The organism is Halomonas kalidii, assembly GCF_030010475.1.
GTDB lineage: Bacteria > Pseudomonadota > Gammaproteobacteria > Pseudomonadales > Halomonadaceae > Halomonas > Halomonas heilongjiangensis.
The window spans coordinates 85,603-111,482 of the sequence record NZ_JASCQN010000027.1 but is presented as its reverse complement, the minus strand read 5'-3'; the positions used below and the strand labels follow the sequence as shown (position 1 = coordinate 111,482).

Genomic DNA, 25,880 nt, shown 5'->3' with positions numbered 1-25,880 from the left:
CCATGATGGATAAGCGGCCCCCCGCCATCCTGCTGATGGGGCCCACCGCCGCCGGCAAGACCGACCTGGCCATCGAGCTCCACGAGCGCCGCGGCCTGGAGCTGATCAGCGTCGACTCGGCCATGGTCTATCGCGGCCTGGACATCGGCAGCGCCAAGCCCAGTGCCGCCGAGCTCGCGCGGGCGCCACACCGGCTGATCGATATCCGCGACCCGGCCGAGCCCTATTCGGCGGCCGATTTCCGCGAGGACGCCCTCGCCGAGATGCGACATATCAGCGCAGCCGGCGGCACTCCGCTGCTGGTGGGGGGCACCATGATGTACCTCAAGCAGCTGCTCTTCGGGGTGGCCAACCTGCCGGCGTCGGACCCTTGGGTGCGCGCCGAGCTGGAGCGTGACCTCGAGCGGGGCGGGCTCGCCGCGCTGCACGCCGAGCTCGCCCGGATCGACCCCGCCTCGGCGGCGCGTATCCACCCCAACGACCCGCAGCGGCTGATGCGGGCGCTGGAGGTCCATCGCCTGAGCGGGCGCACCCTCTCGGAGCTGTGGCAGGCGCAGCGTCCGGAAACCTTCCCCTGGCGCGTGCTGTCGATAGGCCTGACACCCTTCGACCGCAAGGTGCTGCACGCGCGCATCGAGGCCCGCTTCGGGCAGATGCTCGAAGCGGGCCTGGTCGAGGAAGTGGCCGCGCTGCGGGCCCGCGGCGACCTGCATCCGGGGCTGCCGTCGATGAAGAGCGTGGGCTATCGCCAGACCTGGGCGTATCTCGACGGCGAGTATGACCGGGAGACACTGTGCCATCGCGGCATCGTCGCCACCCGTCAGCTGGCCAAGCGCCAGTTGACCTGGATGCGTGGCTGGGCCGGGCTGCACTGGGTGGACAGCATGGGCCCCGACCCCATGGGCGAAGTGCTGAAACTCGTGCGCGAATTCGGCAGTTAGCGTAAGATAATCCTTTCGAGTGGCCGGGTGACCAGGCCCCTTCGGGTAACCGTCAAGGCGCCGACTGGTTTGCGGCGTGACCGAGCATAACTTCAACCCCCAGAGACAATTCAGGGAGAGCAACATGTCCAAAGGGCAGTCCCTTCAAGACCCGTACCTGAACATCCTCCGCAAGGAGCGCATTCCGGTATCGATTTTCCTGGTCAACGGCATCAAGCTACAGGGTCAGATCGAGTCCTTCGACCAGTTCGTCATCCTGCTGCGCAACACCGTCAGTCAGATGGTCTACAAGCATGCCATCTCCACCGTGGTGCCGTCGCGCAACGTGCGCCTGCCGGTCCAGGACCCCGCCGCGCAGCCGGAAAACAATGCGTGAGGTATTGATTGTTTTTTGAACGTCCCGACGCCGGTGAAACGGCGGTACTCGTCCATGTGGATTTCCAGGACGAACAGGAGCGCGAGGATCCGGGCGAGTTCCTCGAGCTGGTGCGTTCCGCCGGCGCCGAACCGGCCACGCTGCTCACCGGTAGCCGACACCGGCCCGATTCGCGAACCTTCGTGGGATCGGGCAAGGTGGAGGAGCTGCGCGAGGCGATGGCCGTTCATCACGCCGAGCTGGTGATCTTCAACCATGCGCTGAGTCCTTCCCAGGAGCGCAACCTCGAGCGCGAGCTCAAGTGCCGCGTGCTCGACCGCACCGGGCTGATCCTCGACATCTTCGCCCAGCGCGCCCGCACCCACGAGGGCAAGCTGCAGGTGGAACTGGCCCAGCTCGAGTACATGTCGACGCGCCTGGTGCGTGGCTGGACCCACCTCGAGCGCCAGAAGGGCGGTATCGGCCTGCGCGGTCCCGGCGAAACCCAGCTCGAGACCGACCGCCGGCTGCTGCGGGCGCGCATCAAGGCGATCCACAAGCGGCTCGACAAGGTGCGCAGCCAGCGTAGCCAGAATCGCCGTGCCCGCTCCCGGGCCGAGATCCCCAGTGTCTCGCTGGTCGGCTACACCAACGCCGGCAAGTCAACGTTGTTCAATGCCCTCACCGAGTCGGAGGTCTATGCGGCCGACCAGCTCTTCGCTACCCTCGATCCGACCCTGCGTCGCCTCGAGGTCGTCGACGTGGGGCCGGTGGTGCTGGCCGACACCGTGGGCTTCATCCGCCATCTGCCCCACAAGCTGGTCGAAGCGTTCCGTGCCACCCTGCAGGAGGCCGCCGAGGCGACCCTGCTGGTGCACGTGATCGATGCCGCCGATCCCGACCGTGACCTCAACGTGACTCAGGTCGAGACGGTGCTCGACGAAATCGGCGCCCTCGAGGTGCCGACGCTCAAGGTGATGAACAAGATCGACCTGCTCGACAGTGCCCCGCGCATCGAACGCGACGGCGAGGGGCTCCCCGAGGTGGTCTGGCTCTCGGCCCGCGAGGGGCGCGGCCTGGAGCTGCTGGGGCAGGCGCTCTCCGAGCGTCTGGCCGAGGATGTGATCGACGTGCGGCTGACCCTCTCGCCCGATCAGGGCCGGTTGAGGGCCGGCCTGCACGAGCTGGGGGCGGTGCGCGAGGAAGCCTTCGACGACCAGGGACACGTGCTGCTCGAGGTGCGGCTGCCACGGCGCGACTTCCTGCAGTTGATGGCACGCCTCGGCGAGCATCCCGACGACTACCTGCCGGGGGAGCTGCAGGAGCGGCCCGTCTGGGAAGGTTGAACGAACGACGAACCGTGTTCGTGCCACGGCCGTGCACAGATAACGACAAGGTCGACAGGCGTCGCTCGGACGGCGCACACCGGATCGCAACCTAAACCCGCCACGGAGCCGCTCCGTCGGCGGGACGCAACGCAGAGTGGAGAGGACGTATGGCCTGGAATGAGCCTGGTGGTGGCAACCAGCACGACCCCTGGAGTGGTGGTGGCCGACGCGGCGGCGGCAACAATGGTGGCGGCGGCGGTAATCGCGGCGGCAATCAGGGCCCGCCCGATCTCGACGAGGCCCTGAAGAAGTTTCAGGACAAGCTCAACAGCATGCTCGGCGGCCGCGGCGGCAAGGGCGGCGGCGGTAAGGGCGGCGGTGGCAAGCCGCGCAACACCTTCGCCCTGCCGGGCCTGCTGATCATCGTGGCGCTGGCGATCTGGGCGGCCACCGGCTTCTACCTGGTCGACCAGTCGGAGCGCGGCGTGGTGCTGCGCTTCGGCAAGTTCCAGGAAGTGGTCAACCCCGGGCTGCACTGGAACCCGCCACTGATCGACGACGTGCGCATGGTCAACGTGACCCGGGTGCGTTCGCTGACCCAGACCCAGTCGATGCTGACCCGCGACGAGAACATCGTCGAGGTCGAGATCTCGGCCCAGTACCAGGTCAACAACCCCCGTGACTTCGTGCTCAACGTGCGCGACCCGCAGCTCTCCATCGAGAACGCCCTGGACTCCGCGCTGCGTCACGTGGTCGGCGGCACCGACATGATCGATATCCTGACCTCGGGGCGCGAGATCCTCGGCAGCTCGGTGGCTAGCCGCCTGCAGTCCTATCAGGACAGCTACGGCACCGGTATCCTGTTGCAGACCATCAACATCGAGTCGACCTCGGCGCCCGCCCAGGTGATCGATGCCTTCGACGACGTGATCCGGGCCCGCGAGGACCGCCAGCGGACCATCAACCAGGGCATGGCCTACGCCAACGCCATCATCCCCGAGGCCCAGGGTCAGGCCCAGCGCCTGGTCGAGCAGGGCCAGGGCTATCGTGAGTCGGTGGTGGCCGAGGCCCGCGGTCAGGCCAACCGCTTCACGGCGCTGCTCGCCCAGTACCAGGACTCGCCGGCCATCATGCGCGAGCGTCTCTACCTGGATGCCATCGCCGAGATCTTCGGCAGCACGCCGAAGGTACTGGTCGACGTGGCCGACGACAGCCCGCTGATGTACCTGCCGCTGGACCAGATGGGTAACGGCGGCGAGCGTAGCGCTGACGCCGAGCGCACCGGTGAGGAGGGCGAGCTCGACCCGAGAGTGCTCGAGCGCCTGCGCGGCAGCCAGTCGTCCTCGAACGGTGGCAACAACAGCAGTGGAATCCGCAGGGAGGGCCGCTAAATGATCAACAATCGTTCCCTGATCATCGTCGGCGGCCTGGCCGCTGCCGCCTGGCTGGCCAGCAACAGCCTCTACGTGGTCGACGAGACCGAGCGCGCGGTGAAGCTGCGCTTCGGTGAGGTCATCGAGGAGAACATCCAGCCGGGGCTGCACTTCAAGGTCCCCGTCACCCAGACGGTGCGCAAGTTCGACACCCGGGTGCTGACCCTGGATACCGAGCCCAGCCGCTACCTGACCCTGGAGCAGAAGGCGGTGATCGTCGACTCCTACGTCAAGTGGCAGGTGGTCAACCCGACCCGCTACTACGAGGCCACGGCCGGCGACGAGATGATGGCCACGCGCCTGATCCAGCCGCGGGTCGACGAGAGCCTGCGTAACGAGTTCGGTCGCCTCGACCTGCAGCAGATCATCGCCGAGCGTCGCGACGACCTGATGACCGGCCCGGCCGATGACCTCGACGCCCTGATGCGCGAGGAGCTGGGCGTGGCGATCGTCGACATCCGCGTCAAGCGTATCGACCTGCCCGAGGACGTCTCCTCGGCGGTCTATGATCGCATGCGCTCCGAGCGTGAGCGGGAGGCCCGCGAGTGGCGCGCCCAGGGCCAGGAGGAGGCCGAGCGTATCCGCGCCAATGCCGACCGTCGCCGCCAGGTATTGCTGGCCCAGGCCACCGAGCGTTCCGAGACCCTGCGCGGTGAGGGCGACGCCGAGGCCGCGGCGATCTTCTCCGAGGCCTACTCCCAGGATGCGGAGTTCTTCGCCTTCTGGCGCAGCCTGAACGCCTATCGCAACAGCTTCGAGGGAGATGGCAACATGCTGGTGCTGGATCCCTCCAGCGATTTCTTCCGTTACCTCAAGAGCCCGACGAACCGGGGGCTCGAGGCTGATGCGCTGTTGCCGCCGGAGGAGTAGGGCGCCGGGAGCGGTCGGTTAGGCCCGCGCCCGGTGCTCGGACTGCCGCCATCACACGATGGCGGCAGTCCGCCCGGCAGGGTTCAACCCCGCGCCAAACGTGGTAGACTCCTTCAACCGGGCGTGGCCCGGTTTTTTTGTGGCCTCCACCCCATCCGGGCGAGCACCGCGCAAGGCCGCTCACCGGAACATGTTTCCCTGGCCATTCATTGTGTTGCAGGACGAAAAGACATGACCATCGCTGACCGCTGGCTGCTGCCCGACGGCATGGACGAGGTGCTGCCTCCCCAGGCGAGCCGCATGGAGGAGCTGCGTCGGGCGCTGCTCGATCTCTATCATCGCTGGGGCTACGACCAGGTGATGCCGCCGCCGGTGGAGTTCCTCGATTCGCTGTTGACCGGCACCGGGACCGACCTGGACCTGCAGACCTTCAAGCTGACCGACCAGTTGACCGGCCGCATGATGGGGGTCAGCGCCGACGTCACCCCCCAGGTGGCGCGCATGGATGCCCACTCGATGAAGCGTCAGGGGCCGGTGCGCCTGTGCTACTGCACCAATGTGCTGCGGGCCAAGGCCGACCAGCACCAGGGCGGGCGCAGCCCGGTGCAGGTCGGGGTCGAGCTGTTCGGCCATGCCGGTCTCGAGGCCGACCTGGAGATCCTGCACCTGGCCCTGGCCAGCCTGGTCGCCGCCGGCGCCGGCGAGATCCACCTGGCACTCGGTCACATCGGCATCTACCGTAGCCTGGTACAGGCCGCCGGGCTGACGACCGAGCAGGAGCGGGCACTGTTCGAGGCGCTGGAGCTCAAGTCGCCGGGGGCGCTGGCGGATCGGGCCGCCGAGTGCGTCAGCGATCCGGCCCTGGCCGGGATGTTCATGGCGCTCGGCCGGTTGCACGGCGGTCCCGAGGTGCTCGACGAGGCGCGTGAGGCCTTCGCCGAAGCGCCCGCGGCGGTGGGCGCGGCGCTGGATCAGCTGCGGGCCCTGCATCGCGGGGTCCAGACCCGGCATCCCGAGGTCGAACCCTACTTCGACCTGGCCGAGCTGCGCGGCTACCAGTACCACACCGGCATGATGTTCGCCGCCTACGTGCCCGGCTACGGCCAGGCCCTGGCCAAGGGCGGACGCTATGACGATACCGGCCGCGCCTTCGGCCGCGCCCGGCCGGCCACCGGCTTCTCCATGGACCTCAAGCTGCTGGCCACCCTGGCGCTCGGCGAGCCTGCCCACGACGGCGTCTGGGCGCCGGCCGAGGGCGAAGGGCTGCACGAGGCCATCGCCGCCCTGCGCGAGCGGGGCGAACGGGTCGTCCAGGCGCTGCCCGGCCAGCGCACCGGCCCCGAAGAGCACCGCTGCAACCGGCGCCTGGAGCGGATCGACGGCCGCTGGGAGCCACGCTCCCTGTAGGTTTCACAACACGGGCCCGACCGGCACGCCGGTCATCGAGGATGGCCCTGGGCCTGACATGGGCGCGGCGCAGGCAGCGCGGCGCCGCAACGAGAGACGAGAGCACTATGGGCAAGAACGTAGTCGTACTGGGCACCCAATGGGGTGACGAAGGCAAGGGCAAGGTGGTCGACCTGCTCACCGAGTCCGCCTCGGCAGTGGTGCGTTTCCAGGGCGGGCACAATGCCGGCCACACCCTGGTCATCGACGGCGAGAAGACCGTCCTGCACCTGATCCCTTCCGGCATCCTGCGGCCCGACAAGACCTGCGTGATCGGCAACGGCGTGGTGCTGTCGCCGGAAGCGCTGATCAAGGAGATTCGCGAGCTGGAAGCCAAGGGCGTGCCGGTGCGCGAGCGCCTGCGCCTGTCGCCGGCCTGCCCGCTGATCCTGCCGTACCACGTGCGCCTGGATCAGGCCCGCGAGAAGGCCCGCGGCGTGGCCAAGATCGGCACCACCGGCCGTGGCATCGGCCCGGCCTACGAGGACAAGGTGGCCCGTCGCGGGCTGCGTCTGGGCGACATGCTGTACCGGGAGCGTTTCGCCTCCAAGCTCGGCGAGGTGCTCGACTACCACAACTTCGTGCTGGTCAACTACCATGGCGAGGCCCCGGTGGACTTCCAGCAGGTGCTCGACGAGGCCATGGAGATGGCCGAGGAGCTGCGCCCCATGGTCTGCGATACCGTGGGCCTGGTCCACGACCTGCGCCGGGCCGGCGAGAACATCCTCTTCGAGGGGGCCCAGGGCTCGCTGCTCGACATCGACCACGGCACCTATCCCTTCGTCACCAGCTCCAACACCACCGCCGGCGGCACCGCCACCGGCTCCGGCGTCGGGCCGCTCTACCTCGACTACGTGCTGGGCATCACCAAGGCCTACACCACCCGCGTTGGCTCCGGTCCCTTCCCCACGGAGCTGTTCGACGAGCACGGCCGTCACCTGGCCGAGCGCGGCCACGAGTTCGGCGCCACCACCGGGCGGCCGCGTCGCTGCGGCTGGTTCGACGCCGTGGCGCTGCGCCATGCGGTGCAGATCAACTCGGTATCCGGGATCTGCCTGACCAAGCTCGACGTGCTCGATGGCCTGGAGAACATTCGTGTCTGCGTCGGGTATCGCAGCAAGGACGGCGAGGTCCTCGACACTCCGGTCGATTCCGAGGGCTACGAGGCCATCGAGCCGCTCTACGAGGACCTGCCGGGCTGGAGCGAGTCGACCCTGGGGGCCAAGCGCGTCGAGGACCTGCCGGCCAACGCCCGCGCCTACATCAGTTTCCTCGAGGAGAAGGTGGGCACCTCCATCGACATCATCTCCACCGGCCCGGACCGCAACGAGACGATCGTGCTGCGCAATCCCTTCGAGGGCTGAACGTCGTCGGGGGACTGACACCGTGACGTGACCGCTCGTCGACGAAAGCGAAAGGCCGGCATCCAGTGCCGGCCTTTCGCGTTTCCACAGGGCTCGTGCGCGGGGCAGGGCGTCACTCGGCCGCGGCGATATCGTCCGAGAGCAGGTCGTGCAGGGTCTCCAGGGCGATGTCGCTGTCGCCCTCCATCACCTCGTCGAGCCACAGCAGCGCCTGCTCGCGGTTGGCGTTCTCCAGGCCGTTGGCCGACAGGTAGGCCTCGGCCAGCGCCAGCCGGGCACTGGCGTGACCCTGATGGGCGGCCTGCAGCAGGTAGTCGGCCCCGCGGCGGGAGTCGCGCTCGAGCAGGTCGCCGCGCAGGTACTCGCGACCCAGGGTCGCCTGGGCACCGGCATGCCCTTGGTCGGCGGCCTCCTGCAGCAGCGCCACGCCCCGCTCGGCATCCTGGGGCATGCCGTCCTCGCCGCGCAGCAGGACGCGGCCTAGGTTGGCGCGGGAGGAGAGATCGCCGCTCTCCACCGCCCGGGTCAGCCACTCCTCGGCCTGGGCCGGGTCGGCCTCGACGCCATTGCCTTCCAGGTAGGCCTGGCCGAGCAACTGGGCGGCGTGGGGATTGCCGGCCTCGGCCGCAGGGCGCAGGTAGGCGAGCCCCTGCTCGGCATCGGCCTCGCCGTGCTCGCCGGTGAGATAGGCGCGGCCCAGGGCGAGGCGGGCACCCTCGTGGCCGGCATCCGCGGCGCCCTGCAGCAACTGCATGCCGCGCTGGGGGTCACTCTCGAGCAGCATCTCGCCGAACTCGGCCCTGGCCCCGGTATGGCCGGCGTTGGCGGCGCGCTCGAGCCAGGCCCTGGCATGCTCGCGGTTCTGCTCGACCCCTTCGCCGTGGAGGAAGGCGCGACCGAGGTCGGCCATGGCGCCCGGATGGCCGTCCTCGGCGGCCTCGACCAGGGCACCGATGTCACCCTGGGCGCCACGATCCCGGTTGAGTCCGGTCAGGGCCTCGTCGGCGGAGGCGTGGCCGGCATCGCGGGCCCGGGTCAGCCAGCGGGAGGCGGCGTCGAGGTCCCGCGGCAGGCCCTGGCCGTCGCGGTAGGCGCGCCCCAGTACCACCATGGCGTAGGCGTCGCCCTGATGGGCCGCCTGCTCGAGCAACTCCAGCCCGCGGCCGGGCTGCTCCTCGAGGGGGCCGGCGAGGTAGGCCTCGCCGAGCGTGGTCATGGCGCTGGTATCGCCGGCCTCCACCGCGGCCAGGAGCAGTTCCTCGCCACGGCTGGGGTGGAAGGGCACCGCCTCGCCCTCGAGATGGGCCTCGCCGAGCAGCCGCTGGGCGCCGCTCTGCCCCTGGTCGATGGCCTCCCGCAGCAGTTCCTCGGCGCGACGGCCGTCGGCGGGCACGCCGCGGCCCTCGAGATAGGCGGCGCCGAGCTGCTCGGTGGCCCAGGGGTGTCCGAGTTCGTGACCGCGCTCCAGGTACTCAATGGCCAGGTAGGGCTGGCTCGGTACCAGCTCATCGCCGAGGTAGATGTCCCCGAGGTATGCCAGGGCCAGCGGGTCGTCCTGTTCGGCGCCCCGCTCGAGCAGCTCGATGCCCCGTCTGACGTCGGGAGAGGTACTCATCGCCGTGTCGGCAAGTGTGGTGGATGGGGCGCCGGTGCCGTCATCCAGGGTGTCCTGTGCCATGAGACGGCTCCGCTTGCCGGCGTCATCGATCAGCGCCGCACCGAGGGCCACCATGGCGTCCACCGAGCCGGCCTCGATGGCACGGTTCAACCAGCGCTCGGCCTCGCCCCGCTGGGTCGGCCCCTGTTCCGGGTCGAGCAGGAAGCGGCCCAACTGCGTCATGGCGTCCACATCGCCGCGGTCGGCCGCCGCCTCGAGCAGTTCCCGGCCGCGCTGTGGATCGCTCTCCATCATCGCTCTGCCGGCCTGGCCCAGGGCATCCTCATCCCCGGCCTCGGCGGCACGCACCAGCCACTGCCGGCGCCGCTCCGGCTGGTCACCGAGCAGGCCGTCCGGCGCATGCAGCCCGGCGAGCTCTCGCATGGCGTTGGTATCGCCGGCGGCAGCCTTCTCCTCGAGCGTGGCGGCGTAGCGCTGGGCATAATCCATGGCGCGTTCCGGCTCTTCCGGCAGCCAGCCGCCGGGGCCATGGCCCTCGGCCAGAGCCTGCAGGGCCTGGGCGTCCCCCCGCTCGGCGGCGCGGACATGGAGCTGACGGGCCCGCTCCGGGTCGGCGCCGACGCCCTCGCCGCCTTCGGCGAGCAGCTCGGCGAGCATCGGCTCGGCGCGCTCCACACCCTCGCCCACGGCCTGGTCCAGCAGGTAATAGGCCAGCACGTCGTTGCGCTCGACGCCGTCCCCCTCGCGGTAGTGCTCGGCGAGGTTGAGCGAGGCGTTGCCGAGGATCGGCGAGGGCAGCTCGATCGCCCTGCCGTAGAGCCTGGCGGCTTCGGCGGGATCCCGCTCGACCCCTTCGCCGGCGTCATACAGCTTGGCCATTTCGTACTGGGCGGGGGGAATGTGGCGGGCCACGAGGGGCTCGAGGCGCTCGATGGCCTCGTCATACTGCCCGGCCTCGACCAGTTCCTGGATGCGGCTGATCCTGTTCCAGTCCTCTCCCTCGATGTCGGCCTGGGGGCCGCCATTGAACCAGTCGGTGTAGCCGGCCGGCACGCCACGGGTGCTGTCGTTCGGCTGTCCCGGGGCGACGCACCCGGCGAGCAAGGCCAGCAGGGCGGCCGAGACCGTGAGCCGCAAGGGGGCGTGAGGGCGGAAGGTAGTGGCGGTCTTCTTCATGGAGAGTTCCTCGTTGAGCGGATGGACGACCGCGGGCGTCACTGCTGGCCGAGGCCGCGGAAGGCCTCGGTCTGGCGCTGTTCCTCGTCCCGGAAGACGTGGGTCTGGGCGTCGGGCGACATGAAGTAGAGCGTGGCGTAGCCCCCGGCGCTGCGGTTGTAGAGCGGGCGTACCCGGGTCACGAAGTCGTCGACGCGCGGGTCGTCGAAACGGGTCTGGTAGATCTCCATCCAGGTGAAGTACTGCGGGTCCTTGAGAAAGCCGGTGTACTGCTCGAGAGGGGCGTAGTCCCCCAGTGCCGCCGGATCCTCGAGGATATCGAACAGGAAGTCGACGCCGTCGTGGAGGGTCCTGCCCTCGATCTCGAGGTCGAAGATCTCCTCGTAGCCCTGGCGGGCGATGACCTGCATGTTGGTCACCAGGTAGAGCAGGGCATAGTTCTGGTAGTGGGTGGCGCGCCGGCCACGGTTCACCTCCAGGGGGAAGGCGCCTTCTTCGGTCATGTCGTGCAGGGCGGAGTAGATGGCGCTGACCCCGAAGCGGAACAGCTCGTCGTCCTCGGTGAGCACGCCGATCACGCTGCCGTAGAGGGCGCGCCGGTAGAAGTGGTTGTTGCAGCAGCTGTTCTCGGCGTCGCCGGGAATGTCGGCGTGGAGGTGGGCGAGCTCGTTGAGCCAGGTCTCCAGGCGCTCGCGCTCCTCTTCCAGGCCCTCGACGTAGGGGCGCACCACGGCATACGCCATGCCGGCGGCGAAGATCATCGACTCGGTGGCGAACCAGGCCTGGGGCTGCATGGAGTCGTAGTGGAAGTCGGTGAGCGCGTCGGCCTCGGCCCAGTGATCCAGATAGCGGACCAGGCACTCGGCGTAGTAGGGGTCGCCACTGGCGACGAAGGAGCCGGCCAGCATCGAGACGTTGTCCTCGAAGCGGAACAGCGGCTCCGAGGCGAGCTCCCACTCCTCCGGATTGGGGTAGTAGCCGGGGACCCGTACCCGGGTGGTGATGGGCTCGTACTCCAGCAACTGCTGGCAGCTCGGCCCCTGGGAGAGCTCGTCGAGCTCCTGCAGCAGGATGGAGTTGTCGGTCAGCTCGAGCTCGGCCATGCGCGCGGCGACGTCGAAGTAGCCGGCGTCCGGTTCGTTGACCCGGTATTCCGAGAGGTCCAGGGCTTCGCGCTCCTCCCGGCTGAGCAGCTCGCTTTCGTCGGCGCCGGCCACGCCAGCGAGCCCGACGAACAGCAGCGCCAGGATCGCGGGCTGCGAACAACGCGACAGTAGGGCTCTGAGTCGGGCATGGGGCATGGTCGGGGTCGCTCCCTGGTCGGTCGTTGGTCGGAAAAGGCGCTCTGCATGGTGGAGCGAGGGATCAGTCACTCGGCCCGTAGAGGCGGAAGGCGGCGAAATCCGCGTATTGATCCCGGGGGGTGCGCCATTCGTCCCCGCTGCCGCCGAAGAAGGTCGAGAACATCAGGCCGTCGATGGTCAGCTCGGGCGTGGTGCGATAGACGATATCGCGCTGCTCGAGGACCGGTTGGCCATCGATCCATAGCCGGGCCAGCCCGTTCGCCTCTCCGGGATCGTTGAGTACGATCTCCTGCTCGATGGTCACCCATTGGCCGCTGGGAAAGGTCCAGAATCCGCGACCCACCGAGGTGCCTTTCTGGTCGACCACGTATTCGTAGAGCTCGCCCTGGCCCTGCTCGCGCCACATCAGGCGCATGGAGAAGCCGTTCTCGCCGTCGGCGGGCTCGCCGCCGCTGGGCGCTTCGCCGCCGTAGAGGCCGGGCAGCTTGCCCCCCTTGACGAAGTCGAAGCCGGGCTCGAAGCGCACCCGGTAGGTCAGGCAGGCGCGTTCGGCGCCGGCCAGGGCCGCGGGTTCGGTATAGAAACCGGCGCCGCCTTCCTTGTCGTCACCCGGCGAGGAGGTGCCCTCGGGGTAGTGGACGCGAAGCCCGGGTTCGCCGAGACCCGTCTGTCCGGCTCCCAGCCGTTCCACGTTCTTGTCGGTGCCCCAGTGGCGACGGGTATCGAACCCCTCGCGGATGGCGTCATGGCCGTTCCCGGCGTCGCTGGGACGGGGAGAGTCGACCTCGGTGTAGCGCGCCGAGCAGACCCCGGCCTGGGGCATGCCCAGCGAGGCCTCGTCGATATCGTCGGCCTGTACGGCCCAGGGGGTGAGCGCCGTCAGCAGCACTGCCAGCGGCAGGCCGGCGCTGGGGCGGGCAAGGGGGGGTGCATCCAAGATCATGGTGCCTCCTGGCTGGATGATCGCCCGCGACGCCTGGCGCCGCGGGGCCTGGATCGTGTGGCGACGCCTCAGCCGGTGTCGCCGTCGTCTTCTTCCATGGCGGCGCGATAGATGCGGTCGCCAAGCTGGATCACCGCCCGGGCACCCTGCCAGACCCACTCGGCGGCGGCGCCCAGTAGTGGGGCCTCGGTGAAGCGCACGTCCACCGGCTGGCCGACGCTTTCCGCCGGCAGGTCGCGCTCGGGCACCAGCAGCACGCTGGCGACGTTCTGCTGTTGGCGGACCCAGCTGGGGAAGCCCGCCCTGGGCTGGCGTTCCACATCGAGGGCGACATTGCGCACCCGCGCTCGAATCGGCTCCGTGGCATTGGGCAGGGCGATGTAGGCCAACTGGTTGGGTTCGATACGGTCGATGTCACCCATGTGCACCAGCGCTTCGACCAGCACGTCATCTTTGCCGGTGCGGATCAGCGTCATGATCCGTTCGCTCTCGTTGATGTAGGTGCCGTCGGCGCTGCTCAGCGCCCAGGCCACCAGGCAGTCGCAGGGGCTGTAGATGTCGTTGTTGGCCTTGCGCGCCTCCAGGGCGGTGATGCGTGAGCTCTCGTAGTCGCGGGCCGTCTCGAACTGCTCGATGCGTGCCCGGGCGACCTCGGGCGAGACCGACTCGAAGGTGAGAGTGTCGCCGCTCGCCGGCTGGGCGGAGTTGGCCAGGCTGACCTCCTGGCCGCCGCCATCGAGGTGTTCCTGGAGGTTCTCGATCAGCCGGTTGTTGTAGCGCTGGGCGGCATCGGCCAGGATCAGGTCCGACTCCAGGTCGCTGTTCTCGACGTTGGTGAGCAACTGGTCACGCTCGACCCGGTCGCCGGCCTGCAGGTCATGGGCGGCGAGGATGCCGGGACCGGGGGCGCGGATGTCGATGCGCGGTGCGGTCACGGCGGCGAAGCTCGGCTCGATCATCATGAAGTTGCGGTAGGCCGTGGCGGCCGCTACCAGGGCCAGCACCCCGATGGCCGCGAACAGCATCACATAGCGGCGCATGGGGCGCGGCGGCCGCGACGAGGGCAGGGGCTTGGCGACCCCGGCCTGGCGCTGGCGCGGCGTCTGGGGGTCTTCGCCGGCCACCAGCGCCTCGACACTGGCGGTACGTCCGCTCAGGCAGCTGCGGATCTCCTGGCGCAGCAGCTCCCGGTGCGGTGGTTCCATGTCGACGATCTCGAACCCCACCTTGTAGCCACGACCGCTCGGCTCGGGCATGGTACGGCGGCACTCGGCGCGCAGCGGGATGACCAGCTCGGTGGAGCCGGCCATCATCAGCAGCGACGCCGAGACCGCCTCGCCGGGCTGGAAGGTGCGGTCGCTGTAGAGGGCGAACCCGCCCAGCGATACATCGGCGCCGGTCAGCGTGGTGCCGTCATCCAGCCTGACCCGGAAGGGCGGCGAGACACGAATGTGACGCCGTTCGTCACGGCGCTCGTGCTGGATCCGGTCGCCATTCGCCTGGCGGGCACGGTCCTGGGGCGCTCCCCCCCACGCCGGGTAGCGACCATCGTCGGGGGCGCCCCCCAGGGTGGGTTCGTGTCGGTCCTGATCGCGGGGATCGGAATAATGGTCAGCCATCCGTTGTTGTCTCCTTGCTCAAGGGCCGGCCGTCGCCACGGCCTCCATGATGGGATCGGTCTCTACCCTCAGGCGAACGTTGACGAGAGGCAGGCGATGTTCGTCCAGGGTCAGGGCGCAGCTCGCCTCGGGGGTGCACAACGCCATCTCGTCGATGGCCGTGCCGTTCGGTCCCTCGATGTGCTCGGCGACTCCCGGGCTGAGGGCCAGGGTGGTGGAACGCGAACCGTTGGCGCCGTCGATGCGCTCGGCCCGTATCGCGTCCGGGGCCTCCAGGGTATCGAGCAGCGCCTCGTTCACCCGGAAGCTGCCGGCGGGCAGCCGGACCGTGCCACCGTCGGGCAGGGTGGTGATGACCTGCGACAACCAGCGGTTGACGTTCTCGGGCGTCTCGGAGCCCGTGACGCCCGTGTCGCGGGCGATCGAGAGCGACATGCGGTCGGGTGGGGCGAGGACGCCGGTGGTGAGGATCAGCACGAACAGCAGCACGCCGTAGGCGAAGCCGTGCAGGACATGCCCCATGTGGCGCTGGCGCCGCGCCGCGACCGGGTCGTCGGGCTCGCCGGCGGAGATTCCCTGGCGCGACCACTTCTGGCGGTTGAAGCGGAAGCTGACGTAGGTCTTGAGGATGGCCCCCCAGACCTGGTTGTAGTAGATCAAAGGGATCCACAGCAGGCTGTAGCGTCCTCGCTGCCAGGCCAGGATCAGGGTGGCGATGCCACGGGTGAAGAGGATCCACAGCAGGTAGGCGAAGATGAACGAGGGGCGCACGAAGAGCGTGACCAGGATCGCCACCGTGGGCCCGATCAGGGTGGTCCACATGGAGAGCCGCTGGTCGACCAGGCTCCACCAGGCGAACATCCCCATGGGGCGGGGCCCGAGGGCGATGGCCCGATTGCTGGTGCGCAACATGTTGCCGTACCAGCGCCGCATCAGGTCGGTGGTCGAGGCGAAGAAGCGCCGCCGGTCGGGTAGCTCCTCGAACCCCGAGACGTAGACGTCGGGGATGTAGCGCATCCGCCAGCCGTTCTTCAGCAGCCAGTACCAGGTCGACTTGTCGTCACCGGAGAGGAACTTGAAGCGACCGAAGCGCCAGTGCTCGACCTGGTCGTTCTCGACCAGATCGATGAAGTCCGGCTGCATCGCCAGGTCGGCGCGAAAGGCGCTGTAGCGACCGGTGAGCACCAGCAGTCGATTGGAGACGGACAACGAGCTCATCACCAGGTGGCGCTGGGCATAGCGCAGGTCGTACCATTCGCGGGTGGCGTCGCCACCGGTGACGATGGCGCTGTTGTTGGTGGTCAGCGCACCCAGGTCCGCGTCGGCCTGGAAGAACGACAGCGAATGCTTCAGGGTACCGGGCTCCAGGCGGATGTCGCCGTCCATGGAGACCAGCAGTGCCCCGGGGGCCGGCAGCCGCCGCGAGATCGCCCGCAACACCTCGGCCATGGCCGAGCGCTTGCCATCCCCCTTCTGGAACATGTAGCGCACCTCGACGTTGCCGGGCCAGCCGTGGTCGTCCATCACGTGGGTGATGACGTCGACGTCGGTGCGATCCGAGATCGAGGCGAAGAGGGTGGTGGGCACCCCATAGTCGACGAGCTCGCGCACCAGGGCATCGTAGACCCGGAAGTTCACTTCCGGGTCGATGCGGAAGGAGGTGCAGAGCACGTAGAGCTCCGGCGGCCGCGATACCTCCGCGGCCGCATCGGCCTCGGCCCGCAGTCGCGGGAAGAGGTGGCGGTTGTACCACACCGAACGCAGCGCCTGGACCAGCCACCAGGAGTAGCGCCAGGCGCCCACGGCACCGATGGCGAAAAAGAAGCTCTTCGACTCGGCGCTGAAGACCTCCCGGGGCAGCTCGACGATCACCACCACCAGCAGGGCCAGGACCAGGATCAGGGTGGTGATCTCCGTCACCCGGCTGGCGACGGCGCGGTCAAGGGGCGGATTCATCTCGACTCCTCAGGCCAGGACGGGCCGCACGGAGTCGCCCCGGCCGATGGCGTAGTAGCTGAGCCCGGCGGCCTTGACGCTGTCGGGATGGTAGAGATTGCGGCCGTCGACCACCACCGGCTCGAGCAGCGTCTCGCGCAGCTGGGCGAAGTCCACGGTGCGAAAGGCCTTCCACTCGGTGCAGATGACCAGGGCATGCGCCCCTTCCAGGGCCTCGTCGCGGCGCTCGGCGAGTACCAGGTCGGCGCGCTCGCCATAGAGGCGGCGACACTCCTCGGCTGCCTCGGGGTCGAAGGCCTGGACCCGGGCGCCGGCCTGCCACAGGGCCTCCATCAGCGCCCGGCTCGGCGCCTCGCGCATGTCATCGGTGTTGGGCTTGAAGGCCAGCCCCCACAGGGCGATGGTCTTGCCGGCCAGCTGGCCGTCGAAGGCCTGGCACAGCTTCTCGAACAGCTTGCCCTTCTGGCGGCCGTTGACGCGCTCCACGGCACCGATCATCTCTGCCGGATAGCCGGCCGCCTCGGCGGTATGGGCCAGCGCCTTGACGTCCTTGGGAAAGCAGGAGCCGCCGTAGCCGCAGCCGGGATAGATGAAGCTGTAGCCGATGCGCGGATCGCTGCCGATGCCATGACGCACCTCCTCGATGTCGGCGCCCAGGCGCTCGGCCAGGTTGGCGATCTCGTTGATGAAGCTGATCTTGGTGGCGAGCATGGCGTTGGCGGCGTACTTGGTCAGCTCGGCGCTGCGCACCGCCATGAACATCAGCTTTTCCTGCTGGCGGTTGTAGGGACCGTAGCACTCGTGCATGGCGCTCTTGACCCGCTCCGACTCGGTCCCGACCACGATCCGCGAACCACGGGAGAAGTCCTCGATGGCGGCCCCCTCCTTGAGAAACTCGGGGTTCGAGCAGACATCGAACTCCAGCTCGACGCCGCGACGGTCGAGTTCGGCGGCGATGACGCGTTCCACCTTGCTGGCCGTCCCCACCGGTACCGTCGACTTGTCGACGATGATCCGGTACTCGGTCATGTGGCGGCCGATGGTCTCGGCGACCTTGAGCACATGGCGCAGGTCGGCGCTGCCGTCCTCGTCGGAGGGGGTGCCCACGGCGATGAACTGGAGCAGGCCGAACGCCACGCCCTTGGCGGCATCGGTGGTGAAGCGGAGGCGTCCGGCGGCCTGGTTCTGGCGGATCAGGCTCTCCAGGCCGGGCTCGTAGATCGGCACCTCGCCGGCCTCGAGGCGGGCCACCTTGGCCTCGTCCACGTCGACACAGATGACATCATGGCCGACATCGGCCAGGCAGGCACCCGTCACCAGCCCCACATAACCGGAACCGAAAATGGTAATCCTCATGGTCGTCGTTGCTCCTTGCTGATGGGCCGCTCCCTGTACACCGCATCAGCCCGCCGCCGGTGGTGCCGGCTAGCGGTGACGCGGAAGGGCCGAAAACGTGAATAGTCGACCAGACCTTCAAGCAACAATCGGGCCAGGTTTCAAGGTGGCTGTTGAATCAGCAGGTTGGAGGCGCAAGCCGGATGGCGTCGCCGCGCGGAAACGCCCGATCCGTCGCCGTGAGGCAACAGATCGGGCGCGAGATCGAATGAGCCTTGCAGATCAGGGAGTTGGTTGTTGCCGATCGGCAACAGGTGGCCGGGAGGATGATGCTAAAAGATGATGTGTATGGGTTACTTTCGGTGTCGGCAAACCGCTCAGTAGTCGATGCCGCGGCGGGCCTGGAGGCCGTCGTTGAAGGCGTGTCGCACGTCCTGCATCTCGGTGACGGTGTCGGCCATGGCGACCAGCTCCCGATGGGCGTTGCGGCCGGTGACGATCACCGTCTGCTCGGGGGGGCGGTCTTCGATCGCCCGCTTCACGGTCTCGATGTCGAGGTAGCCGAACTTGAGCATGTAGGTGAGCTCGTCGAGCACCACCAGGTAGACCTCGGGGTCGGCCAGCATGCGCGCGGCCTCGGCCCACACCTCGCGGCAGGCCTCGGTGTCGGCCTCGCGGTTCTGGGTGTCCCAGGTGAAGCCGGTGGCCATGATCGCCACCTCGAGGTTGGGGTCCTGGGCGAGGCGCTCGCGTTCGCCGCACTCCCAGAGTCCCTTGATGAACTGCACCACGCCGACCCGGTAGCCGTAGCCCAGGGCCCGGGTCACGGTGCCCCAGGCGGCGGTGGTCTTGCCCTTGCCGTTGCCGGTGAACACCAGCAGCAAGCCGCGCTGCTCGGTGGCGCCGGCCACCTTCTCGTCGACATGGGCCTTGAGTTTCTGCATGGCGTGCTTGTGGCGGGTATCGCGGTCGCTCATCGTGGCTCCGGTCGGTTGCGATCAGGGAGGCCGACAGGTTACGCCAGAAGCGCGGGGCCGTCAGCCGCGGCCACCCGGCTCAGGAACTCTCGCGCACCCGGGCCTCCATGCGGGCGAGAAAGACCCCCATGATCCGCTCATAGAGCGCGCGGCCGAGCACCGCATCCTCGATGCCGGCATCCACGTTGGGGTTGTCGTTGACCTCGATCACCACCACGCGCCCACCGGCCTGCTTGAGGTCGACCCCGTAGAAGCCGTCGCCGATCAGGCGGGTGGCCCTGAGGGCGGCCTTGATCACCTCCGCGGGTACGTCGTCGGGGTCATGGGTGGTGAAGCCGCCGCTCTTCACCCGCGGGCCGGAGTGGTCGTAGATCTGCCAGTGCCCACGTGCCATGTAGTAGCGACTGGCGAACAGCACCCGGCCGTCGAGCACGCCGATGCGCCAGTCGTAGTCGGTGGGCAGCCACTCCTGCAGCAGCAGCAGGGCCGATGACTCGAACAGCCGGGCGGCCTCGCGCTCGAGCTGGGCCGGTGACTCGACCTTGACCACCCCCCGGGAGAAGGAACCGTCCGGCACCTTGAGCACCAGGGGGAAGTGCAGGCCGGCGATTCGCGCGGCCAGCGGACGGCGGTCGTGACGCTTGAGCAGGACCCCTTCCGGGGCCGGCACGCCGCGGGCACGCAGCAGGGCGTGCAGGTAGACCTTGTTGGTGCAGCGCAGGATGTCGCGGGGAGCATCGATCACCACCAGGCCCTCGTGCTCCGCCAGACGGGCCATTCGGTAGGTATGGTGATCGAGCGCCGTGGTCTCGCGGATGAACAGGCCGTCGAATTCCGCCAGACGGCCGGTATCGCGGCGGGTGACCAGCGAGACGTCGATGCCGAGCCGTCGGCCGGCCCGGATGAACGCCTTGAGGGCGCTGCGGTTGCTCGGCGGCAGGGCCTCGTTCGGATCGATCAGGATCGCCAGGTCGAAGCGGTAGCGTCGGCGTGCCTTGGGCGTCCGCCATACCTTGCGCGAGTGGCGGTTGAGCGCCGTGGCGAAGAGGTCCTGCTCCTCGGGGACCAGGTCGCGCAGCCGGATCGGCCTGAGCCGTGCCAGCCGCCAGGCGTCATGGCGACGCACCAGGCGCGCCTCGAGCAGCGGGCAGGGCAGGCGTTCGAACAGCTTGCGGGCGAGCCTGGCCAGCCGGGGTTCGAGGCATTCGCCGAACAGCACCCGCAGGGTCAGGTTGTCGCCGGCCAGTGAGCCCAGCCGGGCCAGGTCGCCGAGCAGCGGGGCCAGGGTGTCGAGCTGGAGATCGATCAGCGCCTTGCGCGACAGTTCGTTGAGCGTCTCCACCGTCGGCAGCACCCGCTGGCCGCGAGCCTGAGCCAGCAGCGAGACATAGTAGCCGGTGCCCAGATAATCGAGGTCACTGCTAAGGTTGATCACATGGGTGGTGCGGTCCCGAGCGTCGGCATCGCGATGGCGACGGTCCTGGGCGAGGAAGTCGTCGGCTCCGATCAGGTCCTCGGAGGGGTAGTAGGGTTGCCAGTCATCCAGACGGTCGACGACGATGCGCAGGGGGCACATGGGAGGGCTCCAGCCGGGCGGGGAGGGGCGGCAAGGGGCCGCCTGAACGCAGCCAGCATGCCCTTGAGCCCGGTCATCGACAAGTCGCGGGCCGGGTGAAAAGATTTCATGATCCCGGGCGCTGACAAGCATATCGAGCATGATCACAATCACGCCGGTGACCTCCGGAGGCATGAGATGACCGTGACCCTGCGCCAGGCCCGTCCCCGGGACCTGGACGACCTCTATCGACTGGAGCAGGCGGCCTTCACCGGCGACCGCTTCAGTCGCCGCCAGCTCTGGCACCTGCTCAATCGTGCCCATGCCTTGACCCTGGTCGCCGAGGACGAGGTGGCCGAGGGGGAGGCGGGCCGGTTAGTGGGCTATGGCGCCTTGCTGTTTCGCCGCGGCAGCCGGCGTGCGCGGCTCTATTCCTTCTGCGTGCACCCCGCGGCACGGGGCGAGGGCCTGGGGCGTCGCCTCGTCGAGGCGCTCGAGCAGGAGGCGCTGGCGCAGGGCGCCGAGCGCCTCGGCCTCGAGGTGCGCGCCGACAACCGGGTGGCGCTGGGGCTCTACCGACGCCTCGGCTTTCGGCTGGAGTGTTGGCTCGAGTCCTACTACGAGGACGGCTGCGCCGGCTGGCAGATGGTCAAGGTACTGGCGCCGCCGGCCGAGGTCGTCGAGCGCGCGGGCTGATAGAATCACCCTTCCATCTTCAATCGATCACCAGGACAGCACCATGCCCTCCTTCGATATCGTTTCCGAATTCGACAAGCACGAAGCTAGCAACGCCGTGGACCAGGCCAACCGGGAGATCCAGACGCGCTTCGACTTCAAGGGCGTCACCGCGAGCTTCGAGCTCAATGGCGAGACCGTATCGCTCGAGGCGGAGGTCGACTTCCAGCTCAAGCAGATGCTCGAGGTGCTGCGCAACAAGCTGATCGCGCGCGGCATCGACGCCCGCTGCATGGATATCAAGGACCCCGTGCTCTCCGGGGTGCGCGCCCGCCAGGAGGTAGTCCTCAAGCAGGGCCTCGACCAGAAGGAGGCCAAGGAGATCGTCAAGCGCATCAAGGATTCCAAGCTCAAGGTCCAGGCCCAGATCCAGGGCGAGAAGGTGCGCGTGACCGGCAAGAAGCGCGACGACCTGCAGGCGGCCATGGCCCTGCTCAAGGGAGAAGGGGGCCCCGACCTGCCGCTGCAGTTCGACAACTTCCGCGATTGAGCCGCGGCTCCTGGCGGGCCCACCCGCTGCCTGCCCGGGCCGGTCCCGGGCTTTCCTGATCCAGGTCATGAGGCCCCTTCATGGCTCTTGAAAAGTACCCCGCTGCCACCAATTCTGATAATGCCGAATGGCGGAGTTCTTGCTGTGGAGCATCTTCGACAGACGAGAAAGGAGGTGTGGCAGATGAACCTGCAGAAATTCTCTCCCTGGAACTGGTTCAAGAGCGAGAGCCACGATGCTCCGGCAGGGGCCGTGGAGCCGCGCCGCGGCGAACTGGCCCCAGTGACGAGCATGCATCAGGAACTCGACCGCTGGATGGACGGCATGCTGCGCCAGTTCGGCATGCCATCGCTGGAGAGCCGCTTCGGCGACATGCCTGCGCTGCTGCGCCCGAGCCTCGACATCGCCGAGCACGACGACCGCTACGAGATCAGCGTCGAAGTACCCGGCGTCGAGGAGAAGGATGTCAAACTGAGCCTGGACGATCACCGCCTGGTGATCGAGGGCGAGAAGCGCCAGGAGAACACCACCAAGGAGGAGCGTTACCAGCGCGTCGAGCGCTCCTACGGCAGTTTCCGGAGGGTCCTCGACCTGCCGGGTGACGCCCGGGTCGAGGAGATCAAGGCCTCCTTCGCCAAGGGCGTTTTGCGTGTCACCGTCCCGCGCTCCCCGGAGGCGAAGGCGTCACGCCGCGAGATTCCCATCCAGGGCTGATCGCTCGCTCGCCGTCACGGGCCCGCCGGGACGCGGGCCCGTGCTTGTCGAGTACCGCGGGGCTGCGCTTCGTGACCGGACCATAGCTCGCCTCTCCTCGTCCCATAGGGCATCGCGATTGGCCATGCCGGACGCCTTGGGCTTCAATGAAGGATCAGGGAAGAGGGAGAGAGCACTCGATGCCGACGCTGCAACGTGCCGTCTATATCGCCATCGCCTGGGTCAGTTTCGCGCTCGGCGTGATCGGGGTCTTCGTGCCGCTGATGCCCACCACCTGCTTCATGCTGCTGGCAGTGTGGGCCGCGTCGCGGGGCTCGCCGCGCTTCGCCGGCTGGATCCGCGAGCATCCTCGCTTCGGCCCAGCCGTGATGGCCTGGGAGGGCGAGCGCGCCATTCCCCGGCATGCCAAGTGGCTGGCCGCCGGCATGCTGGCCTGCTCGATGCTGGTGCTGATCTTCACGGTCAGCCTGGCGTGGCTGAAGTTCGCCCTGATCGCCGGGCTCTTCCTGCTGGGGGTCTGGATCGTCACCCGGCCAGAACCCGCCGTCGCTTCCTGACGCGCCGGTTTCGCCGCCGCGATCGAGGTGCTTTGAGGTAGGGGGGCGGGGGGCCGTACAATGGTCGGCAATTCTCGACAGGAGCCACCTCGATGTCCGAACCGCAGCCGATCCACCTCAACGACTACCGTCCCCCCGCCTACCGCGTGACCCGCACCGAGCTGACGTTCGATCTCGATCCTGCCGCCACCCGGGTCAAGGCGCGCCTGCATCTGGAGCGCCATCCCGAGCGCGAGCCCGGGCTACCGCTGGAGCTCGACGGTGAGCAGCTTGCGCTCAAGGCCATCGCCATCGACGGCCAGCCGCTCGACGAGGACGAGTACCGCCTCACCGCGAACGGCCTGACCGTGCACCGCGTGCCGGAAGCCTTCCTGCTCGACACCGAGGTGGAGATCGCGCCGAAGGAGAACACCGCCCTCGAAGGGCTCTACCAGTCGAACGGCATGTACTGCACCCAGTGCGAGGCCGAGGGCTTCCGGCGCATCACCTTCTACCCCGACCGTCCGGACGTGATGGCCACCTTTTCGACCACGCTGATCGGCGACGCCGCGAGCCTGCCGGTGCTGCTCTCCAACGGCAACCCGGTGGAGAGCGGTGACCTGCCGGGCGATCGTCACTTCGTCACCTGGGAGGACCCGCACCCCAAGCCCTGCTACCTGTTCGCCCTGGTGGCCGGTGACCTGAAGCGGGTCGAGGACCGCTTCACCACCATGAGCGGCCGCGAGGTAGCCCTGCAGATCTGGGTCGAGGAGGAGAACCTCGGCAAGACCGACCACGCCATGGCCTCGCTGAAGCGCGCCATGGCCTGGGACGAGCAAACCTACGGCCGCGAGTACGACCTCGACCTGTTCATGATCGTGGCGGTCAACGACTTCAACATGGGCGCCATGGAGAACAAGGGGCTCAACATCTTCAACTCCGCGGCGGTGCTGACCCATCCGCACACCGCCACCGACGCCGCCTTCCAGCGGGTCGAGGGCATCGTCGCCCACGAGTATTTCCACAACTGGTCGGGCAACCGGGTGACCTGCCGCGACTGGTTCCAGCTCTCCCTCAAGGAGGGCTTCACGGTGTTCCGCGACCAGTGCTTCAGCGCCGACACCAACTCGGCGCCGGTCAAGCGCATCGAGGACATCTCCTTCTTCCGCACCGCCCAGTTCGCCGAGGACGCCGGTCCCACCGCCCACCCGGTGCGTCCCGATCACTACATCGAGATCGGCAACTTCTACACCCTGACCATCTACGAGAAGGGCGCCGAGATCGTGCGCATGCTCTGCAACCTGGTGGGCTGGGAGACCTTCCGGCGCGGCAGCGACCTCTACTTCGAGCGCTTCGACGGCCAGGCGGTGACCATCGAGGACTTCGTCGGCTGCATGGGCGAGGTCTCCGGACAGGACCTCTCCCGCTTCATGCTCTGGTACTCCCAGGCCGGCACCCCGGAGATCGACGCCCATGGCGAATACGACTACACCCACTGCGAGTACCGGCTGGTCCTGCGGCAGCGCACCCCGGCCACGCCCGACCAGGTGGAGAAGCATGCCCTGCATATCCCGATTCGCCTGGGGCTGGTGGGCACCAAGTCCGGCCGCGACCTGCCCTTGACCCTCGATGGCGAGGCGCTGGGCAGCGACGCCGTCATCCACCTGCGCGAGGAGGAGCAGGAGTTCGTCTTCACCGATGTCGCCGAGGCCCCGGTGCCCTCGCTGCTGCGTGGCTTCTCGGCGCCGGTCAAGCTGCGCTTCCCCTATGGCCGCGAGGACCTGGCCTTCCTGCTGCAGCACGACTCCGACGGTTTCAACCGCTGGGACGCCGGCCAGCGCCTGGCCCTGCTGGCGCTCGACGACCTGATCGCCGCCCACCGCAACGGCGTCGAGAAGGTGATGGACCCCCGGGTGGTGGAGGCCTTCCGCGGGCTGCTGGCCTCCGACCCCGACGACAAGGCGGTACTCGCCGAGATGTTGACCCTGCCCTCCGAGGCCTACATCGCCGAGCAGCAGCCGCTGGTGGACGTGGATGCCATCCACGCCGCCCGTGACTTCGTCAAGCAGTCGCTGGCGGCGGCCCTGCGCGACGATTTCCTGCGCCTCTACGAGGCGAACCGCGCCGACGCCGCCTACGCCCCGGAGCCCGAGCAGATCGCCGCGCGCAGCCTGAAGAACGTGGCGCTCTCCTATCTGATGGCGCTGGAGGACGAGCAGGCGATCGAACTCGCCCGCGACCAGTTCACGGCCGACCACAACATGACCGACGTGCGACATGCCCTGACCCTGCTGGTGCACAGCAGCCGGGATGACATCGCCGAGCCGGCGCTCAAGGCCTTCGGCGAGAAGTGGGCCCACGACCCGCTGGTCATGGATCAGTGGTTCAGCATTCAGGTCACCCGCCCCCAGCCGGACGTGCTCGAGCGGGTGAAGTTCCTGATGGCCCACCCGGCCTTCTCGCTGAAGAACCCCAACAAGGTGCGCGCCCTGATCGGCACCTTCGCCGGCCAGAACCGGGTCAACTTCCATCGCCTCGACGGCGAGGGATACAAGCTGCTCGCCGACGTGGTGATCGAGCTCAACCGGCTCAACCCGGAGATCGCCGCGCGCATCATCACGCCGCTGACCCGCTGGCAGCGCTTCGAGGAGACCCGCCAGGCGCTGATGAAGGGCGAGCTCGAGCGCATCCGCGCCGAGGAGCTCTCGCCGAACGTCTACGAGGTGGTCGAAAAGGCCCTGGCCTGAGCCAACGCACGAGCGCCGCCCATCGGGCGGCACTCTGTTTCGGGGGCGGCGGTGGGCTTAATTGATCAGCCAGCTGAGCACGACCATGCCCAGCAGCAGCCAGACCAGGGCGACGACGAAGGCGCGACGCAGGAGGGCGGCCAGCCCCTTCCACAGCAGCCACAGGCCGACGATCAGCACCAGCAGGCTGATCAGCGAGGGGGCGATGCCGAGCGATTCGGCGAGGCCGCTCAGGAAGCCGCGGGCGGAGTCGCCGAGGTTGGCGAAGAAGCCGCGCAACAGGTCGACGACGAAACGGATCAGGCCGCCGAGCGCGCCGCCGAGCCAGGTGAAGAAGTCTTCCATACTCAAGGGGTTCCAATACAGCTACGATCGACGCGAGCGTCATTCATCGGGATGGTCCGGCAGGCTATCGCCCCGGGCTCGCCTGCCATCAAG

21 protein-coding genes are annotated in these 25,880 nt (G+C 68.4%); 12 read left to right on the top strand and 9 right to left on the bottom strand.

Annotated elements, in window-relative coordinates:
- The first annotated feature begins 2 nt into the window (after window positions 1-2).
- The 7 genes from miaA (at window position 3) to QLQ85_RS06800 (ending at window position 7,737) form a co-directional block, all read left to right on the top strand.
- The gene (gene miaA / locus QLQ85_RS06830; RefSeq protein ID WP_282738295.1) at window positions 3-941 is read left to right on the top strand and encodes a tRNA (adenosine(37)-N6)-dimethylallyltransferase MiaA; all 939 of its coding nucleotides are present in this window, start codon (window positions 3-5) and stop codon (window positions 939-941) included.
- Between the two features lie 124 nt (window positions 942-1,065).
- Entirely contained in the window at window positions 1,066-1,317 is a 252-nt protein-coding gene (gene hfq, locus QLQ85_RS06825; RefSeq protein ID WP_102627626.1) for an RNA chaperone Hfq, read from the top strand.
- 8 nt (window positions 1,318-1,325) lie between these two features.
- Window positions 1,326-2,642, top strand: a complete 1,317-nt coding sequence (hflX, locus tag QLQ85_RS06820; protein WP_282738294.1) for a ribosome rescue GTPase HflX — start codon at window positions 1,326-1,328, stop codon at window positions 2,640-2,642.
- Window positions 2,643-2,791: 149 nt separating this feature from the next.
- Complete coding sequence (gene hflK / locus QLQ85_RS06815) at window positions 2,792-4,015, top strand: FtsH protease activity modulator HflK (protein ID WP_282738293.1); 1,224 nt, start codon at window positions 2,792-2,794, stop codon at window positions 4,013-4,015.
- The gene (gene hflC / locus QLQ85_RS06810) at window positions 4,016-4,927 is read left to right on the top strand and encodes a protease modulator HflC (RefSeq protein ID WP_282738292.1); all 912 of its coding nucleotides are present in this window, start codon (window positions 4,016-4,018) and stop codon (window positions 4,925-4,927) included.
- A 231-nt stretch (window positions 4,928-5,158) separates the two neighbouring features.
- Complete coding sequence (locus tag QLQ85_RS06805; protein ID WP_282738291.1) at window positions 5,159-6,334, top strand: ATP phosphoribosyltransferase regulatory subunit; 1,176 nt, start codon at window positions 5,159-5,161, stop codon at window positions 6,332-6,334.
- Between the two features lie 107 nt (window positions 6,335-6,441).
- Window positions 6,442-7,737 (top strand): adenylosuccinate synthase, encoded by a 1,296-nt coding sequence (locus tag QLQ85_RS06800; protein ID WP_102627631.1) that lies wholly within the window; start codon window positions 6,442-6,444, stop codon window positions 7,735-7,737.
- Window positions 7,738-7,849: 112 nt separating this feature from the next.
- Here the strand turns inward: QLQ85_RS06800 and QLQ85_RS06795 are convergent, their stop codons facing one another.
- The 8 genes from QLQ85_RS06795 to QLQ85_RS06760 form a co-directional block, all read right to left on the bottom strand.
- Entirely contained in the window at window positions 7,850-10,531 is a 2,682-nt protein-coding gene (locus QLQ85_RS06795) for a tetratricopeptide repeat protein (RefSeq protein ID WP_282738290.1), read from the bottom strand.
- A gap of 38 nt (window positions 10,532-10,569) precedes the next feature.
- Window positions 10,570-11,832: an alginate lyase family protein gene (locus tag QLQ85_RS06790; RefSeq protein ID WP_282738289.1), complete on the bottom strand. Its 1,263-nt coding sequence runs from the start codon at window positions 11,830-11,832 to the stop codon at window positions 10,570-10,572.
- Window positions 11,833-11,896: 64 nt separating this feature from the next.
- The gene (locus QLQ85_RS06785) at window positions 11,897-12,778 is read right to left on the bottom strand and encodes a polysaccharide lyase (protein ID WP_282738288.1); all 882 of its coding nucleotides are present in this window, start codon (window positions 12,776-12,778) and stop codon (window positions 11,897-11,899) included.
- A gap of 68 nt (window positions 12,779-12,846) precedes the next feature.
- On the bottom strand, window positions 12,847-14,397 hold the full coding sequence (locus tag QLQ85_RS06780; RefSeq protein WP_282738287.1) for a PilZ domain-containing protein: 1,551 nt from the start codon (window positions 14,395-14,397) through the stop codon (window positions 12,847-12,849).
- A gap of 18 nt (window positions 14,398-14,415) precedes the next feature.
- Window positions 14,416-16,353, bottom strand: a complete 1,938-nt coding sequence (locus tag QLQ85_RS06775) for a glycosyltransferase (RefSeq protein ID WP_282738286.1) — start codon at window positions 16,351-16,353, stop codon at window positions 14,416-14,418.
- 9 nt (window positions 16,354-16,362) lie between these two features.
- On the bottom strand, window positions 16,363-17,709 hold the full coding sequence (locus QLQ85_RS06770; protein ID WP_282738285.1) for a UDP-glucose dehydrogenase family protein: 1,347 nt from the start codon (window positions 17,707-17,709) through the stop codon (window positions 16,363-16,365).
- A 356-nt stretch (window positions 17,710-18,065) separates the two neighbouring features.
- On the bottom strand, window positions 18,066-18,665 hold the full coding sequence (gene cobO / locus QLQ85_RS06765; protein ID WP_282738284.1) for a cob(I)yrinic acid a,c-diamide adenosyltransferase: 600 nt from the start codon (window positions 18,663-18,665) through the stop codon (window positions 18,066-18,068).
- A 79-nt stretch (window positions 18,666-18,744) separates the two neighbouring features.
- On the bottom strand, window positions 18,745-20,241 hold the full coding sequence (locus QLQ85_RS06760; RefSeq protein ID WP_282738283.1) for a RimK family protein: 1,497 nt from the start codon (window positions 20,239-20,241) through the stop codon (window positions 18,745-18,747).
- Window positions 20,242-20,418: 177 nt separating this feature from the next.
- On the opposite strand from QLQ85_RS06760, the gene QLQ85_RS06755 reads away from it, so the two are divergent.
- From QLQ85_RS06755 to pepN, 5 genes are all read left to right on the top strand, one after another.
- Window positions 20,419-20,916, top strand: coding sequence for a GNAT family N-acetyltransferase (locus QLQ85_RS06755; protein ID WP_282738282.1), 498 nt, complete (start codon window positions 20,419-20,421; stop codon window positions 20,914-20,916).
- Window positions 20,917-20,959: 43 nt separating this feature from the next.
- Complete coding sequence (locus tag QLQ85_RS06750) at window positions 20,960-21,445, top strand: YajQ family cyclic di-GMP-binding protein (RefSeq protein ID WP_282722287.1); 486 nt, start codon at window positions 20,960-20,962, stop codon at window positions 21,443-21,445.
- Between the two features lie 183 nt (window positions 21,446-21,628).
- Window positions 21,629-22,159 (top strand): Hsp20/alpha crystallin family protein, encoded by a 531-nt coding sequence (locus QLQ85_RS06745; protein WP_282738281.1) that lies wholly within the window; start codon window positions 21,629-21,631, stop codon window positions 22,157-22,159.
- A 179-nt stretch (window positions 22,160-22,338) separates the two neighbouring features.
- The gene (locus QLQ85_RS06740; protein WP_282738280.1) at window positions 22,339-22,716 is read left to right on the top strand and encodes a YbaN family protein; all 378 of its coding nucleotides are present in this window, start codon (window positions 22,339-22,341) and stop codon (window positions 22,714-22,716) included.
- A 92-nt stretch (window positions 22,717-22,808) separates the two neighbouring features.
- Window positions 22,809-25,442, top strand: a complete 2,634-nt coding sequence (gene pepN, locus QLQ85_RS06735; RefSeq protein WP_282738279.1) for an aminopeptidase N — start codon at window positions 22,809-22,811, stop codon at window positions 25,440-25,442.
- A 57-nt stretch (window positions 25,443-25,499) separates the two neighbouring features.
- Here pepN and QLQ85_RS06730 read toward each other — a convergent pair whose 3' ends face one another.
- Window positions 25,500-25,787 (bottom strand): hypothetical protein, encoded by a 288-nt coding sequence (locus tag QLQ85_RS06730; RefSeq protein WP_282722291.1) that lies wholly within the window; start codon window positions 25,785-25,787, stop codon window positions 25,500-25,502.
- Window positions 25,788-25,880: the final 93 nt, after the last annotated feature.

Coding starts and splice junctions, on each gene's coding strand:
- miaA (WP_282738295.1), top strand. CDS start 3: ATGATGGATAAGCGGCCCCCCGCCATCCTGCTGATGGGGCCCACCGCC.
- hfq (WP_102627626.1), top strand. CDS start 1,066: ATGTCCAAAGGGCAGTCCCTTCAAGACCCGTACCTGAACATCCTCCGC.
- hflK (WP_282738293.1), top strand. CDS start 2,792: ATGGCCTGGAATGAGCCTGGTGGTGGCAACCAGCACGACCCCTGGAGT.
- hflC (WP_282738292.1), top strand. CDS start 4,016: ATGATCAACAATCGTTCCCTGATCATCGTCGGCGGCCTGGCCGCTGCC.
- QLQ85_RS06805 (WP_282738291.1), top strand. CDS start 5,159: ATGACCATCGCTGACCGCTGGCTGCTGCCCGACGGCATGGACGAGGTG.
- QLQ85_RS06800 (WP_102627631.1), top strand. CDS start 6,442: ATGGGCAAGAACGTAGTCGTACTGGGCACCCAATGGGGTGACGAAGGC.
- QLQ85_RS06795 (WP_282738290.1), bottom strand. CDS start 10,531: ATGAAGAAGACCGCCACTACCTTCCGCCCTCACGCCCCCTTGCGGCTC.
- QLQ85_RS06790 (WP_282738289.1), bottom strand. CDS start 11,832: ATGCCCCATGCCCGACTCAGAGCCCTACTGTCGCGTTGTTCGCAGCCC.
- QLQ85_RS06785 (WP_282738288.1), bottom strand. CDS start 12,778: ATGATCTTGGATGCACCCCCCCTTGCCCGCCCCAGCGCCGGCCTGCCG.
- QLQ85_RS06780 (WP_282738287.1), bottom strand. CDS start 14,397: ATGGCTGACCATTATTCCGATCCCCGCGATCAGGACCGACACGAACCC.
- QLQ85_RS06775 (WP_282738286.1), bottom strand. CDS start 16,353: ATGAATCCGCCCCTTGACCGCGCCGTCGCCAGCCGGGTGACGGAGATC.
- QLQ85_RS06770 (WP_282738285.1), bottom strand. CDS start 17,709: ATGAGGATTACCATTTTCGGTTCCGGTTATGTGGGGCTGGTGACGGGT.
- cobO (WP_282738284.1), bottom strand. CDS start 18,665: ATGAGCGACCGCGATACCCGCCACAAGCACGCCATGCAGAAACTCAAG.
- QLQ85_RS06760 (WP_282738283.1), bottom strand. CDS start 20,241: ATGTGCCCCCTGCGCATCGTCGTCGACCGTCTGGATGACTGGCAACCC.
- QLQ85_RS06755 (WP_282738282.1), top strand. CDS start 20,419: ATGACCGTGACCCTGCGCCAGGCCCGTCCCCGGGACCTGGACGACCTC.
- QLQ85_RS06750 (WP_282722287.1), top strand. CDS start 20,960: ATGCCCTCCTTCGATATCGTTTCCGAATTCGACAAGCACGAAGCTAGC.
- QLQ85_RS06745 (WP_282738281.1), top strand. CDS start 21,629: ATGAACCTGCAGAAATTCTCTCCCTGGAACTGGTTCAAGAGCGAGAGC.
- QLQ85_RS06740 (WP_282738280.1), top strand. CDS start 22,339: ATGCCGACGCTGCAACGTGCCGTCTATATCGCCATCGCCTGGGTCAGT.
- pepN (WP_282738279.1), top strand. CDS start 22,809: ATGTCCGAACCGCAGCCGATCCACCTCAACGACTACCGTCCCCCCGCC.
- QLQ85_RS06730 (WP_282722291.1), bottom strand. CDS start 25,787: ATGGAAGACTTCTTCACCTGGCTCGGCGGCGCGCTCGGCGGCCTGATC.